We start from the raw sequence: 16,226 nt of genomic DNA, 5'->3' as shown, positions 1-16,226 counted from the left end.
AATGAAAAAGTCGTGCGTGAGCACGACTCTTTTTGATTAAAGGTTGTTTAATGTGCCTTCAGGAAGAACTGAAATGACACTCGCGCGTTGTACTTTTACTTCTACACCACGGTTCAGCTCTACCACTGCAAAATCACCTTCAATTTTCGTGATTTTACCCATAAGACCACCTGCGAATACCACTTCACTGCCCACGCCCAAGCTTTCAATCAGTGTGCGATGCTCTTTGGCACGCTTTGATTGTGGACGCCAAATCAGGAAGTAGAAAATTGCAATGAAGACTGCAATCATTAAAAGGTTAGCCACAAGGCTTGGTTGTTGTGCAGCTTCACCTGCTGCGTGAGCGGTTGAAATAAAAAGGCTCATTTCATTTTCCTAAACTAAAAACTGGCGATCAGTGATCTGATAATAAATTGGGTTTGTTCTGCAATTTACCTTGTCTTTTTACTCAGCGCAAATACTGAAAAGACTAATCTTCAGGACAAGGCGGTACTTCTAAGCCACGACGGGCATAAAAGTCCTGTACAAATTCATCGAAAGTGCCGTTATCTAAGGCATTGCGAATATCTTGGGTAAAGCGTTGGTAATAACGTAAGTTATGAATAGTGCCCAACATTGACCCCAACATTTCGCCACATTTTTCTAAATGAAACAAATAAGCGCGGGTAAAGTTCTTGCAAGTATAGCAATCACAATGCGGATCGAGCGGGCTTTGGTCATGACGATACTTACTGTTACGAATACGCACCAAGCCATCGGTTACAAAGTAATGACCATTGCGCGCATTACGGGTTGGCATCACGCAGTCGAACATATCGACGCCACGACGAATTGCTTCCACAATATCTTCTGGCTTGCCGACGCCCATCAAATAACGTGGTTTATCTTCTGGCATTTTAGCTGGCAAATAATCCAGTACTTTGATCATTTCTTCTTTCGGTTCACCCACCGAAAGACCGCCAATGGCATAACCATCAAAACCAATTTCAAGTAAGCCGTTTAAAGATTCATCACGTAAATCTTCATACATACCGCCTTGAATAATTCCAAACAGCGCGTTGCTGTTTTGTAGTTCATCATGGTGATGGGTTTTACAGCGTTTTGCCCAGCGTAAAGACAATTGCAAAGATTTTTGTGCTTCTTCATGCGTTGCAGGATAAGGCGTACATTCGTCAAAAATCATCACGATGTCAGAGTTCAAAGTTTTTTGAATTTCCATCGAGATTTCAGGCGAAAGAAAAACCTTTGAGCCATCAATAGGCGAACGGAAGGTCACACCTTCTTCTTTAATTTTACGCATTGCGCCTAAGCTAAACACCTGAAAGCCACCAGAGTCAGTCAAAATAGGCTTATCCCATTTGATGAATTCATGTAGACCGCCGTGTTGCTGAATCACTTCTAGCCCTGGACGCAAATATAAATGAAAGGTATTGCCTAAAATAACCTGTGCCTGAATTTCTTCAATATCGCGTGGCAGCATGCCTTTGACTGTGCCATACGTCCCCACAGGCATAAACACAGGGGTTTCTACCACACCATGAGCAAGTGTTAAACGACCACGACGGGCGCGCCCCGACTGACCTAATTTCTCAAACTTCATATATGTTCCAAATCAAGGCGAAAAAACAGTTCGCTGATTGTTCATGCTAAAAGTGCACTATTTTCCTAGATTCTGCACGGAATTGCCAGTTGAGATACGTTTTCCTTGGTAAAAATTGCGAGTAAATATTTTGTTTAAATCCACTGCGTTTACATGGCGTAAAATTGCTGAATACGTTGGGTAATTTCTTCTTTATGTAAGGCAAACTCCCCTTGTTCATGGTTGTCCATTGCAGCAACGTGCTGAATTAAACGCTGAATATATAAATTACTGTCAATAAAACTCGGTTCTAATGTGAGCAAATAGGCTTCATGTGCAATGCTCAAATAATCATACGGTTCCACTTCTAAAAGTTGTGCCAGATCAATCAGCAAGTCTTTATCCACTTGTTGTAGTTTGAGCTTGGGTTGTGCGGTGGATTGTTCCATCGTGGTTTGAGGCGCTTTGTTGTGCAGGAATTCATCGAGCAAAGCACTTGGAGTGTTTAGAAATTGCGCTGAGTGGATTTCTACATCGACCTGTTTGGGCACATGAATAAAAAACAGAATTTGGCTTAAATCTAAGCCATAAGCGCCCGATAAAGATTGTTTAGCCTGCTGGAATATATCCAGTAAAAGTTCAAGATGGTTGTATTGCAGCGTGTCATTGGAATTCAGCAGAGGATTGCCATAGATATGTCGCTGTTTAAAATAATCTGCAAAAATATTTTTAAATTGATGCAGACCGCTAGAATTGTTGGCTTGAGTGCGATAACGCCATTTTTCTATATTCCATTTATTTACTTCAGATAAATATTGTGCTTCATCTTCCTGTTCATTAAACAGGCTGCGTTGGCTTGAAACAGCTAAATAATCGACCCCAAGATATTCATTAAAGACCAGTACACAGGCATAAATTTGGTCTTGTTCATATTGCTCATAGAGTTGGAAAAACTCTTGAATGAGGGTGTTTTTCAGGTTCTGAATATGTTCTAACATTTTATCGGCTTACTTTTTATTTTGGGATTTATGTTTTGAGTAATTGTTGTTTATATTTTGCTCAACCTCATGATTGTGTCAAAGCTGAGAAAAATGTCAATAAGACAAAACAAATTGTAGTCAAAGCTCACTTAAGTTGTTAAATTGTAATTAAAATCAATTCATAGAGGTGGGCTATGAGTGAATTAAACAGTGCACTAAAAGAAGCCCAATTCTATAAAACACTTTTGGAAACCACGAATGCAATTCCGTGGCAGATTAACTGGAAAACCAAAGCTTTTAGCTATATTGGCCCACAAATTGAGTCTTTACTGGGTTGGACGCAAGACAGCTGGAAAACTGCACAAGATTGGATTGATCGGATGCATCCTGAAGATCGGGACAAGACCGTGAATATGTGTGTGAGTCTGTCCGATCAAGGCACAGACCACGAAGCGGATTATCGTGCCTTAACCGCTACAGGAGATTATGTCTGGATTCGTGATGTGGTGCATGTGATTCGTGAAAATAACGAAACTGTGGCGATTATTGGGTTTATGTTTGATATTTCTGCGCGTAAACAGATGGAGTTGGAACTTGAAGCGTTGAGTCGCAAAAATCTGGCTTTGAGTTTACAAGACCCGCTGACTTTGGTTGCCAATCGAAAGGCGCTCAGTGAGCGTATAGAGAACGAATTTAAACGTGCTGTGCGTCATCAACATGCATTGTCTCTCTTGTTTATCGACATCGATCATTTCAAGCCTTATAACGACAATTATGGACATTTACAGGGTGATCATTGTTTGATTAGTGTGGCGCAGTTGCTTAAACAATATTTTGCGCGTGCATCTGACTTTGTGGCTCGCTTTGGTGGCGAAGAATTTGTGGTGCTGTTGCCCGAAACACCATTGGCAGATGCTGTACAACTTGCTGAAAACTTTAGGCAGGCGGTGTATGCGCTAGAAATTCCACATACCAAGACTGGGGAAACGACCCAAGTCACTGTGAGTATTGGTGTAAATAGCTATGATCAAAATCAGCAATATCACAATGTGGTCGATTTTCTGCATTCAGCAGATGAATTGTTGTATCTGGCAAAAAATAAGGGACGTAATCAGGTGCAGTATCTGACACAGTCATGTGTTTAGTTGAAATCTGAAAAAAACAGCAAGCTTCGTGCTTGCTGTTTTTATTTATGTATTGAAAAATAATTTTAAATGAGTGGCTTAGCATTCAATGGCTTAAAAGTTTGGACGATAATCAAAACTTTGTGCTGCACTGTTGTCCCGAAAGGCGCGCACAGGTTTTTTCGCTGTGGTTGCAGTGTTAATCATGTTGTTGGGAAAGACCTGAATATAGTTATTAAACAACTCGACATTGCGGTTATAAATAGTAATCGCAGCACCGACATTTTCGTTCTGCTCATCAATTTCATGCATCATTTTTAAATACAATTGGTCGGCTTTGAGTTCAGGATAATTTTCGACCACCACATTCAAGCTGCGCATCAATTCTTTGCTCAAGGCTTCAACACGTTGTAACTGACTCACATCGGCATTGTTGATGTTCAGGTTCATAATATTTTGGCGTAGTTCAGTCACTTTTTCTAAAGTGCCTTTTTCCATGCCTGCATATTGTTCGACCACTGGTGCAAGTTCTTCGAGCGTTTTTAATTTCTGTCGTTCAAAACTGGTCACATCTGCCCAAGCGCGGATGGTGGCGTTGTGGTGGCGTACGATGTTGTTACGAATCATGATGCCCAGCATCACCAAGACGATGACAACCAAAAGAAAAATTGCGATACCCATGTTTTGCCCCAAGACGATTTTCTTAGTCCAGAAAATCAATCAAATCTGTCTGTAATTGTTCTAAATAAGGTAATTTAAAAGTGCGTAAGTGTCCACGCAATGCGGAAATATCTTGAATATTTTTTGCTTTACTGGAAATTTCAAACAAGTTGCGATTACCTAAAAAACAGAGCGTGTTCCGCTCAGGGTGAAATAACAAATCACCTTGCTGATGCTGAAAAAAATCATCCAGTTTTAACACCATTGCAGGGCTGAGCGTACGCGCCAGTTGAATTGCATCACTGCCAAAAAAGTTGAGTTTTTGATTCAGACAAATATCACTGGTATGCCACGGCACATGATAAGGCGCACCAAAGGTTTTATTGTTTGAGGTAACGGCTAAACCTTGTAGCTGCACATCAAAGACAAATACGCCCGATAAATGTCGCACCACTTCACGTACTTTGTAGTCATTGCCATTTTGATCTTTAATGCGGGTTTCACTGACATAGCGATATTCAAATACCAAAACCTGATGCTGCTTGCCTTGTTGATCTTGCCAAACTGTACTAGCGTAGCGGCGAATTTCATTGGACAGATTCCCCAAATTAAATAAAGGGAACAGACTTTTTAAATGGGCAATCAAATAAACGGGTTGTAAGGTTCGGGCAAGATGTTGCGGTGGTTGCTGCCATGCCAGTTGATAGCGCTGTGCAATGCTTTCTTGTTCTAAAAAAGTGATGACTTCTTCAATGGGGTCGTCTTGTTCATAGGTAATAAATGCCCAGAAGATACAGCCTAACCCAATCAGCAAGCAGAATTGCAGCCAAATATTACTCGGTTGAATCAAGAGCAATAAACAGAACAACACACCTATAATGCCAAGCAGGACAGGCAAAACATTTTCAAACTTGAGGGTGATGTCATCTTGCCAAGGGTGTAAGCCATCTAAAATATCTTGATGGCTTTGTGCTTTTTTTCCAATATCCCATAACCGCGCGATATTACGAAATACCCGCTGATTCTTCTTGCGTCGAATATGAATGGAGTGTTGCACGGTATCGAGCGGCATGGTGGTTTCTTTTACAGTTTGAAAATTAAGTCTGAGCTTGATCAATCAGCATGGCATCGCCATAGCTAAAGAAACGATAGCGTTCCGCCACAGCATGTTGATACGCCTGCATGACATTTTCACGGCTTGAAAGCGCAGATACCAACATTAATAAGGTGGATTCAGGCAAGTGGAAATTGGTGATTAGACGATCCACCACTTTAAACTGATAACCTGGGTAAATAAAAATTTGCGTATCACCCGACCACGCTGCAAGTTTGCCTGCATGGGCTTGGGCAGCACTTTCCACGGCACGGGTGGCAGTTGTGCCCACTGAAATAACTTTGTTGCCTCGTGCTTTGGTTTCACGAATCAGCGCTACGGCAGCTTCAGAAACTTCACACCATTCACTGTGCATGATGTGATTGGCAATATCATCGGTACGTACAGGCAGGAATGTACCTGCGCCCACGTGCAAGGTCACAAAGGTTTTTTGAATGCCTTTATCTGCTAGCTGTTGCAGCAAGGCTTCATCAAAGTGTAAGCTGGCAGTGGGTGCGGCAACACTGGCGAGTTTTGTCGGGTCGTTAAATACGGTTTGATAACGCTCGGTATCAATCGCTTCTGCTTCACGGTTAAAGTAGGGTGGAATCGGTAACTGACCGTAGGCATCCAATACGTCTAAAATAGGCTGCGAAAACTCGACAATAAATAAGTTTTCATGGCGACCTTGTACGGTCACTTTTACGGCATCAGGCCCAATAAACAGTTCTGCACCAGCTTTTGGTGAGTTGCTGGCTCTAATATGACAATGAGCAATAAATTGATCTTGCAGACGTTCAACTAAAACTTCTACTGCACCGCCTGTGGCACGTTTACCTTTAAGACGCGCTTTCATGACTTTGGTATCGTTAAGTACCAGTAAATCGCCCGCTTCGAGTAAATTCAGTAAGTCGGTAAATTGATGGTCATGATACTGACCTTGAGCATCAAGATGCAGCAGACGAGAGGCGCTACGACTTGCTAGTGGGTAACGAGCAATGAGTTCATCGGGGAGATTAAAATTAAAGTCAGAAAGCTGCATGATAAAAACAAGTTAGAACACTGGGAAAACTGCGCCTAGTATATGCTTTTTTAGGTTTTATGGATGAAATTGGTCGATTATAAATCAAAAAAATGACAGCTGATTTAATTTTAAACAATTGCAAAAAACTTGCGTTGACAAGCTGTCAAAAAAGTTTATTATACCCATCAACACCTACCCGAGGTGGTGAAATTGGTAGACGCGGCGGACTCAAAATCCGCTGTCAGAGATGACGTGTCGGTTCGAGTCCGACCCTCGGGACCATATAAAGGAAAAGCCCTCAAGCATATTAAGACTTGGGGGCTTTTTTTATTGTCTGAACTTTATCCAATGATTTGAATATCCTTAAGTTTTTATATGAAGATTGTCGTTTGCTTCAATTTAACTTTTGGGACTCATAGATAAGAATGGGTATACAGAATAAGAAATAAAGATATATGTGAAGATATAGCTCACCTATTCAGTCTTTATCAATTTACTGCCAACAAAAAACCAGTGCTTTCACACTGGTTTTTTGTAGAACAGGCACTGAATCGTATCAGTGCGATATCATCGCATTAAATAGTTTCAAGTGCAGCATTGAATGTTGCGCTTGGACGCATTACTGCATTCACTTTAGCTTGATCTACTGCGTAGTAACCACCGATATCAACCGATTTACCTTGTACTTCCGCAAGTTCAGCAACAATTTTGTCTTCGTTTGCAGCTAAAGCTTGTGCAAGTGGTGCAAACTTCGCTTTCAACTCAGCATCTTCATCTTGAGCAGCAAGTGCTTCTGCCCAGAATTTTGCCAAGTAGAAGTGGCTGCCACGGTTGTCCAGTTCGCCAGTACGACGTGATGGAGACTTGTCGTTATCAAGTAATTTGCTGGTCGCTTGATCAAGAGTTGATGCAAGTAATTTCGCACGAGTATTATCTTCTTTAATACCCATTTCTTCTAAAGAAGCAGCAAGCGCAAGGAACTCACCTAATGAATCCCAACGTAAGTGGTTTTCTTCAACAAGTTGTTGTACGTGTTTAGGCGCAGAACCACCCGCACCAGTTTCGTACATACCACCACCCGCCATTAACGGAACGATAGATAACATTTTCGCAGAAGTACCAAGCTCCATAATTGGGAACAAGTCAGTGAGGTAGTCACGTAAGATGTTACCTGTTACAGAAATGGTGTCTAAACCACGCGCAACACGCTCAAGTGTATAACGCATCGCACGAACTTGTGACATGATTTGAATATCTAAACCAGTCGTGTCGTGATCTTTTAAGTATTTTTGAACTTTCTTGATCACTTCGTTTTCGTGTGGACGGTACGGGTCTAACCAGAAAATTGCTGGCATACCAGAGTTACGTGCACGTGTTACTGCAAGTTTAACCCAGTCGCGAATAGGTGCATCTTTCACCTGACACATACGCCAGATGTCGCCTTCTTCTACGTTTTGAGTCATCAACACTTCACCAGTGTCAATATCAGTGATGTTTGCAACACCTGCAGCAGGAACTTCAAAAGTCTTGTCGTGTGAGCCGTATTCTTCAGCTTTTTGCGCCATCAAACCTACGTTTGGCACAGTACCCATCGTACGTGGGTCGAAGTTACCATTCCACTTACAGAAATTGATCATTTCTTGGTAAATACGCGCGAAAGTAGATTCAGGCATTACTGCTTTACAGTCGTAAGGTTTACCGTCAGCACCCCACATTTTACCGCCACCACGAATCATTGCAGGCATAGAAGCATCTACAATTACGTCGTTTGGAGAGTGGAAGTTGGTGATGCCTTTTGCAGAATCCACCATTGCAAGTGCAGGGCGGTGTTCTTGGCATGCGTGTAAATCTTCGATGATTTCTTCACGTAAAGAAGTTGGTAAGGTTTCGATCTTTTCATAAAGACCTGCCATACCGTTGTTGACGTTAATGCCAAGTTCTTCAAACAATTTACCGTGTTTTTCAAACGCTTCTTTATAGTAAATTTTCACACAGTGACCGAATACAATCGGGTGTGAAACTTTCATCATGGTCGCTTTTACGTGTAAAGAGAACAAAATGCCTGCTTCTTTACAATCATCCAATTCTTTTTCATAGAAGTCGCAAAGCGCTTTCTTGCTCATGAACATAGAATCGATGATTTCGCCGTCAAGTAACGCTACTTTTTCTTTCAGTACAATGGTTTCACCAGATTGAGTGATGAGTTCCATTTTTACGTTACGTGCGCGGTCAAGCGTCATCGATTTTTCGCCATGGTAGAAGTCGCCTTCATCCATGTGTGAAACGTGAGTTTGTGACCATTGCTTCCATTCACCCATAGAGTGCGGGTGTTTTTTCGCATAGTTTTTCACTGCAGCAGGTGCACGACGGTCAGAGTTACCTTCACGTAATACAGGGTTTACTGCTGAGCCTAAGCATTTGCCAAAACGAGCGCGTAAAGCTTTATCTTCTGCAGTATTTTCATTTTCAGGATAGTCAGGAATTGCATAGCCTTTTGCTTGTAATTCCTTGATACATGCAACTAACTGAGCAACTGAAGCACTGATGTTTGGAAGTTTGATGATATTGGTATCTGGATCTTGCGTGAGACGTCCAAGCTCTGCGAGGTTGTCGGCTACCTTCTGTTCTTCGCTTAGGTATTCCGAGAATTCAGAGAGTACGCGTGCTGCTACAGAGATATCACTCTTGACAATCTCGATGCCAGCAGGCTTAGTAAAGGTCTCAATGATCGGCAGTAGAGAGTAGGTCGCCAACAATGGCGCCTCATCGGTCAGTGTGTAAATGATTTTTGACTTTCCACCAGCCATATATAGCCCCTTGCTTTGATTGAGTTTTTTAGGAGCGAGATGATGACTCAGCCCCTGCGAACCGATTTGCCTAATTTAACCTTGAGAGTATCGACTCTCTATGCATTTCAGTCAACGTAATTACAGTGATGACGCCATTTCGCTACGAAATGATGTGTCGCATTTGTGCGAGTCAAGACACGGCTTAATGTAAAAATGAGCCTATTTAAACTTAAAAATCGCCTTGAGTATTTACTGTTGAAATACTAATCAAATCGTATGATGAAGATATGACATCAAAAATATATGTATATTTTATTATAAATTAACCAGTTGAGGGTTCGACTTAAGTCGAATGTTTGATAAATAACCGATGAAAATGATAGGTGGATATATTTATTCTATTTATTTTATATGTTTATCAATATGTTGCTTCTATTTTTTACAGTGTGATGCAATGTAAACTCTTGTATAGAAGTTGAGATTTTCTTCAAAAACGGAGGGAAATCTACAGATAAAAAGCCTGATTTATATTTTAAAAGTTTAGATCTATTTTTATGGTCCAAATTTTACAAAAATAAGCGTATTTTTTAGCGGGTTTGTAGCACCGTTTGATCCATCAAAAATCATAATCAAGCGTGAGCTAAACCCTTGTTAATCCATAGATGAAAAAATCAAGTAGTAAAGAAGAAATGCCGAGTTGTTACGCAGTTTTTTAAATTAGTTTGAAAGCTTGTGTTTTGTGTTAAAGTTTGTAGGTTAACTCTGAATTCAGTGGATGAGTTTTGTAGACAAAATAATTCATAGGCGCGGCACACTTTAATTAACGAGGCAAAAATGAAAATACAGTTGCTGGAAATTGGTCCTGAAACGGAGCAACTCAGTGCTTGCACACTCTCGTTATTATTGGGTGTACATACGCCAAGTAACCAAATTGATGGTTTTTTGAAGTTTGCCCGTCAAATGCTGCAAGTAGATCATGCCATTTTGACTTTTAAAAATGAGCCGTACATCTGGTATTCCACCAATCAAGTTTTTAAAGCCTTTCGTGCCAACCCAAACGCACGGTTAGACGCTTTCTTTCAAGGTCAGCAACTGATTGAACCTCAACATCCTCAATATGCAAATTTTGTGCAGCACATCGCAAGTTTGGGGATAGAAGCCGCGCGCCTAATCGCACTGGATTTACTCAAAACCGATGGCGAGTCGATTGGGCAGTTGTTGTTATTTGATCATCGTGAAGAAGCGTTTAGTTTAGGTGCTTTGCCGACAGTGGCGGAGTTTGCTGCAGGTTTGGTGCGTTATATTGAATTAAAAGTTGATTATGCAAGCTTAAAAGAACTGTATGAACAGCAGTCTGCATTGAATTTTAGTAAAACCAAATTTTTCCAAATTATTGCGCATGATTTGCGCGCGCCATTTCATGGCTTATTGGGGTTTTCGGAAGTTTTAGCGCAAGAGCGCGAAACTTTGGATGATTCTAGTATTCAAAATATTGCCGACTATTTATTCGACACAGCACAATCGACCTATAACTTGCTAGAAAGTTTATTGAATTGGGCGATGGCAGAGGGTGGACGCTTTGTGTATCACCCAATTAATTTTGAGTTAAAGCAATCGACCAAAATTGTTTGCGATGTGTTGAAAAGTTTGGCAATCAAGAAAAATATTGAACTGATTGATCAAGTTGAAGAAGGCATTAAAGTTTATGCCGACATCAATATGATTACCTCGGTGATTCAAAATTTGGTGTCGAATGCGCTGAAATTTACCTTTACCGATGGCACAGGCAAAGTCATTTTACGTGCAGAGCAAACAGAAACCAGTGTGGATATTTATATTCAAGATACGGGTTTGGGCATGACTGCACAACAACTCGAAACGCTGTTCGAGCCTAAACTTACTGTTAGTTTTAAAGGCACTGCAGGTGAAAAGGGTATTGGTTTAGGTTTGGTGTTGTGTAAGCGTTTTGTCGATTTGAACCACGGGCAAATTGTGGTGGAATCGAAAGAAGGTGTGGGAACGACTTTTAAAGTCAGTTTGCCAATTGCGACCAGTAGCCATCAAGTATTAAGTAAAGAAGCGTTATTATCTGAGAAAACTTAATTTCAAAGTTTATATACAAAGCAAGCAAAAGCCTGTGGATGTTTAAAATCATCCACAGGCTTTTTTTATCGTGATCAATTTAGATCAACTCTTGCATTATTGAATGTTTTGAATCGGACTACCACCCAACGCTTGCAATAAAGTCACATAGGCGTTGTATTGGTTTTGCTTGGTCTGCAATAAACTTAAACGTGCATTGCGGGTGGTTTCTTGTGCATCTAGCAGGTTTTTTAAGGTAATCGCACCATGCCGATAACGCACCTCAGTTAAGCGTTCAGTTTTCTCTGCCAGTGCTAAATTGCGGCTTTGCAGCGCGACTTGTTGATTCAGCGCGGTTCGTGCTGACAGTGCATTTTCGACATCGGCAAAGGCTTTATATAAAGTTTGTCGATATTGCACAATGGCTTTTTCATATTCCAAAGCATTCACTTTTAGATCGCGCTGCATATCATTCCATTGCAAAAATGGCAGGGTTAAACCTGCACCTAAAGTGGCAATTGGGTTTTTTAGGGCATCGCTTAAAGAGGTATGCGCGCCTGTACCGACACCTGTACTGAGTGTGCCTGTAAGACTGATGGATGGGTAATAACTGGCTCGATTGGCATCTTTATTGGCCAAGGCTTTACGTAAACGTAATTCGGCTGCACGTAAGTCGGGACGACGTGACAGCAGTTCTGCAGGTAAGCCAGCAGTAATATTCGGTAAACGAACAGCGGCTAAACTCTGTGGTTCATTGATATTCAACATTTGCACAGGTTGATGCAGTAAAACTGCCAAGGCGGTGCGTGTTTCAACTTTTTGCTGTGCAATTTGGCTCAAGGTTGATTTTTGACTTTGCAGGGCTTGTTCGGCTTGGTTTAAATCCAATCCTGAAACTGCACCCGCGCGATATTGCGCACTGACCAATTGATACGTTTTTTGCGTACTGGCAAGGTTTTGTTGTGCGACAACATAGCGTTCATTTAAATAACCCAATTGCCAATATAAATTGGCAGTGGTTGCAATCAGGCTTTGTGCGGTGGCTTGTAAGTCTTGTTCGGTGGCTAAGGCTTCCCAACGTGCAGCTTCAGTCTGATTGGCAAGTTTACCGAATAAGTCCAATTCATAGCTCAGTCCGGGATAATTCAGCGAAATCCCACGCGCTGTATCACCATTGCCCTCTAAACTAAATTGATGCCCTGTAGAAATACCTGCATTGCCAATCCGGACACCTTGCTGACTTTGGCTTTGTTTGGCTTGTAATCTGGCTTGTTGTAAATTCAGTCCTGCAACCGCGAGGTCACTGTTACGCGCCAAGACTTGTTCAACCAATTGATTTAAAGCAGCATCGTGAAAGAGTGTCCACCAACGGTCTGTATTTAGTTGTGCAAGGACTTGCTGGCTTTTTTGCTGCTGCTCAAACTGTTGAGGAATATTTACAGCAGGTGCCTGATAAGGTGTTTTGACTACGGCTGCACAACCCACTAAGCTGCTGCCAAGAAAAAGCGCAGTGACGAGTTGGCTGAATTGTCGTGACTTCTGGTTAAATCGCATCATCATTCCTTACTCTAATTCCTTACTCTCTAGATAGCGCATCGACAGGGTTCAGTTGGGCAGCATTACGTGCAGGAATAAAACCGAACACAATTCCAATCAGGCTTGAACAGACAAAAGCGGCTACAATCGAGGTGGTGGAGTACGCCATTTGAAAGGTTCCACCTGCCACATGATTAATCAATTGCCCAATTCCGAGTGCGAGCAAGACGCCAAGTACACCGCCTAAAATACACACTAAAATGGCTTCAATTAAAAATTGCTGCAAAATATCGCTTTGTCGTGCGCCGACTGCCATGCGTACCCCAATTTCTTGGGTGCGTTCTGTGACAGAGACCAACATGATGTTCATTACGCCAATTCCACCGACCACCAGTGAAATCACTGCAATAGCAGAAACCAGTAAGGTCATGGTGGCGGTAGTTTGTTGGATGGTTTCACGGATACTGTCGGCATTTTGAGTAAATACATCCTGCGCACCATGACGCTGTACCAACAGACTTAGGATGGCATTTTCTGCTGCAGCACTTGGATATTCATCTTTGACTCGTACAATAATGCTGCGCACATGGCTTTGGCCAAGCATGCGGCTCATTACCGTAGAGTAGGGCAAATACACATTTAAGCTGTCGGCATTGCCCATCATGCTTTTTTGTTCTTCGACCACGCCAATAATACGGCTGGGTACGCTGCCCAATAAAATTACTTGCCCGACAGGGTTGCTGCCATCACTAAAAAATGTATTTTTGGTGTTGTGATCAATCACCACATCTTGCGCTTGTTCCAGCACGCTGTGTTTGTCAAAAGACTGACCCGACTGGAAGTTCATGCCGCGCACATAGAAAAAGTCTTCGCTCACACCATTGACTGTGGCAGAAGCCTCGGTGTCTTTAAAACGTACTGTGACGTTGCTATTGACCGATGGGCTGACCCCATCCACATAAGGTTGTTCTGCCAAAGCATCGGCATCGGCAGGAATTAGGGTTTTAAGCTGAGATGAGCGCGAGGTATCACCAAAACCACGTCCCTGAAACACGGTAATGGTGTTGGTACCTAAACTGCTGATGTTCTCTAAAATTTGTTTCTGTGAACCATTGCCAAGTGCCACAACAGATACAACCGAAGCGATCCCGATAATAATCCCGAGCATGGTTAAAAAGGTGCGCATGCGATGCGCATTCATCGCCAGTAGCGCCATGCGGAAGGCTTCACCTAAACGATCAAATATAGAACGCCAAGCTGAAGTTCTTTTTTGTGGCGGATGTTGCAAGGTTTGTTGGGCAATATCATCCTGATCGGCAGGTGTGTTGGGCTGATCAGAAATAATAAGCCCATCACTGATTTCAATAATCCGTGTGGCATTTTTAGCGACATTATGGTCATGTGTGACCAAGATGATGGTGTGACCTTTGGTATTTAGCTCACGCAAAATCCGCATCACTTCAATACCGCTATTCTTGTCGAGTGCACCTGTGGGTTCATCGGCAAGAATCACATCGCCACCATTCATCAAGGCACGTGCAATGGATACACGTTGTTGTTGCCCACCTGAAAGCTGACTTGGGCGGTTTTGGGTTTTATCGGCTAGACCTAAGTCACTGAGCAGCGCAGTCGCGCGTGCTTGTCGTTCTTCAACATCGGCACCTGCATAAATTGCAGGCACTTCGACGTTGCCCGCAGCGCTTAAATCACCCAATAAGTGATAGCGCTGGAAAATAAAACCAAAATATTCACGACGTAGCTGTGCCAGTTCATCGGCTTCAAGTTGTCGGGTTTCACGTCCTTTGACTTTATAGCTGCCAGTGGTGGGTTGATCCAGACAGCCCAAAATATTCATGAGGGTGGATTTTCCCGAACCCGACTGACCTACAATCGCAACCAATTCACCTGGGTAAATCTTCAGATCAATGCCTTTGAGAATCTGCACTGTAGATTCACCCGCAGGGAATTCACGGGTCAGATTGGTGACCTCTAACAGAGGTTGTGACTGACTCATCTTACATTCTCACTGATGGGCCAACACGACCACCACGCTTCGCCGCATCGTTTGAGGTATCGGAACCATCGGCAATAATGACTTGATCGCCCAGTTTTAGGCCACGAATGACTTGTACTGTTGCGCGGTTGTTTAAGCCAAGCAATACCGATTGTGGTCGAGCTGAACCATCGGCTTGCAGCACGCGTACCATGCCTAAAGAGGCTTTACCTTGATCAACCAAGGCTTTTTCATTGGTAGTCAATTCCAAGCGGGCAGGGCGTTTGCTAGAACTGGCATCGGTATTGTCGCGCTCAGCACGTACGTTGCTGTCTGAATTATTGCTGTTGCCACGACTGCGTGAACGGTTTACACCTTGTACCGCAGCAGCAGGAATGGTCAGCACATTGCGTGCCTCTGCCAATACAATGGACACTTGTGCGGTCATATTGATGCGTAGCTTGCCGTCTTCATTTGGTACGTCAAATAAAGCGTTGTAGTACACGGCAGAACTTGAAGATGATGACGTATTGTTATTGCTTTCGGTATTGATGGATTTGGGTGCAGGTTCTACCTGACGTAAAGTAGCGTAATGTTTTTTCTCACTGTTGCCCAAGGTGGTGAAATAGACCGTTTGTCCCTCTTCGACCTTCATTACATCCGCTTCAGAAATTTCTGCTTTTACAGTCATGGTGTCAAGTTTGGCTAATTTAACAATCGTGGGTGCACTTTGATTGGCGTTCACGGTTTGACCTTCTTCGGTCACAATTGCAACGACAGTGCCATCCATTGGGGCAAGAATACGGGTATAACCTAAATTTTCTTTAGACGTGTCTAAAGTTAGGCGTGACTGTTCAATTTGAGCGTTAATGGCAGCAATTTCTGCTTGTGAAGTTTTATAGTTGGCTAAGGCAGTTTCAAGTTCGGCACGTGAGGTCGCATCTTGCGCATACATGGCTTGTTGACGCTGATATTCTGCTGCGACTTTAGCAAGATTAGCTTGTCGAACCGCCAATTGTGCCTGTTGGTTTTTAATGCTGGCTTGTGCTGTTTTAAACTCGTTTTCCTGTCGTACAGAGTCAATTTGGGCAATCAACTGTCCTTGTTTGACCTGATCGCCTAACTGAACATACATTTTTTTGACTTGACCCGAAACTTGCGCACCAACACTGACCATTTTGGTGGCTTCAAGTACGCCTGTTGCCAACACCGCACTTTCAATATCTCCACGGCTCACTTCGGCAGTAATGTATTGCGGTTGTTGTTCTTTGGGTTTTAAAAAATACCAAGCGGCAAGTGCCAGCATTAGCGCAATGATAATTCCCGCAATAAGTTTGGTCGATTTTATTTTTGGCATGAGTCAAAA

The 16,226-nt window shown here is 42.5% G+C and carries 12 protein-coding genes and 1 tRNA gene; 3 read left to right on the top strand and 10 right to left on the bottom strand.

The annotated features are described in order from the left end of the window. Positions 1-36: 36 nt before the first annotated feature. The 3 genes from yajC to FTT91_RS02975 form a co-directional block, all read right to left on the bottom strand. A complete protein-coding gene (gene yajC / locus FTT91_RS02985) occupies positions 37-366 on the bottom strand; it encodes a preprotein translocase subunit YajC (RefSeq protein ID WP_004974939.1) in 330 nt (109 codons plus the stop codon). A gap of 103 nt (positions 367-469) precedes the next feature. After that, entirely contained in the window at positions 470-1,600 is a 1,131-nt protein-coding gene (tgt, locus tag FTT91_RS02980; RefSeq protein WP_180168946.1) for a tRNA guanosine(34) transglycosylase Tgt, read from the bottom strand. A gap of 149 nt (positions 1,601-1,749) precedes the next feature. Then, a complete protein-coding gene (locus FTT91_RS02975; RefSeq protein WP_180168945.1) occupies positions 1,750-2,577 on the bottom strand; it encodes a DUF4303 domain-containing protein in 828 nt (275 codons plus the stop codon). A gap of 176 nt (positions 2,578-2,753) precedes the next feature. Here FTT91_RS02975 and FTT91_RS02970 point away from each other — a divergent pair, with 176 nt between their 5' ends. Further along, positions 2,754-3,704: a sensor domain-containing diguanylate cyclase gene (locus tag FTT91_RS02970; RefSeq protein WP_180168944.1), complete on the top strand. Its 951-nt coding sequence runs from the start codon at positions 2,754-2,756 to the stop codon at positions 3,702-3,704. A 93-nt stretch (positions 3,705-3,797) separates the two neighbouring features. Here the strand turns inward: FTT91_RS02970 and FTT91_RS02965 are convergent, their stop codons facing one another. From FTT91_RS02965 to queA, 3 genes are read right to left on the bottom strand one after another with little or no spacing between them, the layout of a single operon-like run. Further along, entirely contained in the window at positions 3,798-4,364 is a 567-nt protein-coding gene (locus FTT91_RS02965) for a LemA family protein (protein ID WP_163141230.1), read from the bottom strand. A gap of 22 nt (positions 4,365-4,386) precedes the next feature. After that, the gene (locus FTT91_RS02960; protein WP_180168943.1) at positions 4,387-5,415 is read right to left on the bottom strand and encodes a hypothetical protein; all 1,029 of its coding nucleotides are present in this window, start codon (positions 5,413-5,415) and stop codon (positions 4,387-4,389) included. 25 nt (positions 5,416-5,440) lie between these two features. Continuing rightward, on the bottom strand, positions 5,441-6,478 hold the full coding sequence (gene queA, locus FTT91_RS02955) for a tRNA preQ1(34) S-adenosylmethionine ribosyltransferase-isomerase QueA (protein ID WP_180168942.1): 1,038 nt from the start codon (positions 6,476-6,478) through the stop codon (positions 5,441-5,443). Positions 6,479-6,655: 177 nt separating this feature from the next. Here queA and FTT91_RS02950 point away from each other — a divergent pair. After that, positions 6,656-6,742: transfer RNA gene (locus FTT91_RS02950), tRNA-Leu, on the top strand. A gap of 293 nt (positions 6,743-7,035) precedes the next feature. On the opposite strand, the gene FTT91_RS02945 is transcribed toward FTT91_RS02950, so the two are convergent. Continuing rightward, positions 7,036-9,267: an NADP-dependent isocitrate dehydrogenase gene (locus FTT91_RS02945; RefSeq protein ID WP_096902620.1), complete on the bottom strand. Its 2,232-nt coding sequence runs from the start codon at positions 9,265-9,267 to the stop codon at positions 7,036-7,038. Positions 9,268-10,083: 816 nt separating this feature from the next. Between FTT91_RS02945 and FTT91_RS02940 the strand changes: the two genes are divergently transcribed. After that, entirely contained in the window at positions 10,084-11,352 is a 1,269-nt protein-coding gene (locus FTT91_RS02940; protein WP_004974961.1) for a sensor histidine kinase KdpD, read from the top strand. 96 nt (positions 11,353-11,448) lie between these two features. Here the strand turns inward: FTT91_RS02940 and FTT91_RS02935 are convergent, their stop codons facing one another. The 3 genes from FTT91_RS02935 to FTT91_RS02925 are packed head-to-tail and all read right to left on the bottom strand — an operon-like array spanning position 11,449 to position 16,217. Continuing rightward, positions 11,449-12,885, bottom strand: a complete 1,437-nt coding sequence (locus FTT91_RS02935) for an efflux transporter outer membrane subunit (RefSeq protein ID WP_180169017.1) — start codon at positions 12,883-12,885, stop codon at positions 11,449-11,451. Positions 12,886-12,907: 22 nt separating this feature from the next. After that, on the bottom strand, positions 12,908-14,881 hold the full coding sequence (locus tag FTT91_RS02930) for a MacB family efflux pump subunit (RefSeq protein ID WP_180168941.1): 1,974 nt from the start codon (positions 14,879-14,881) through the stop codon (positions 12,908-12,910). Between the two features lies 1 nt (position 14,882). After that, positions 14,883-16,217 carry an efflux RND transporter periplasmic adaptor subunit gene (locus tag FTT91_RS02925; protein ID WP_180080144.1) on the bottom strand — a complete coding sequence of 445 codons (1,335 nt, stop codon included), beginning with the start codon at positions 16,215-16,217 and terminating at the stop codon, positions 14,883-14,885. Positions 16,218-16,226: the final 9 nt, after the last annotated feature.

Origin of the sequence: Acinetobacter sp. YH12021 (genome assembly GCF_013420145.1) — a bacterium.
Classification (GTDB): Bacteria; Pseudomonadota; Gammaproteobacteria; order Pseudomonadales; family Moraxellaceae; genus Acinetobacter; species Acinetobacter towneri.
The sequence above is the reverse complement of the archived record's forward strand: the minus strand, read 5'-3'. Positions and strand labels throughout refer to the sequence as shown.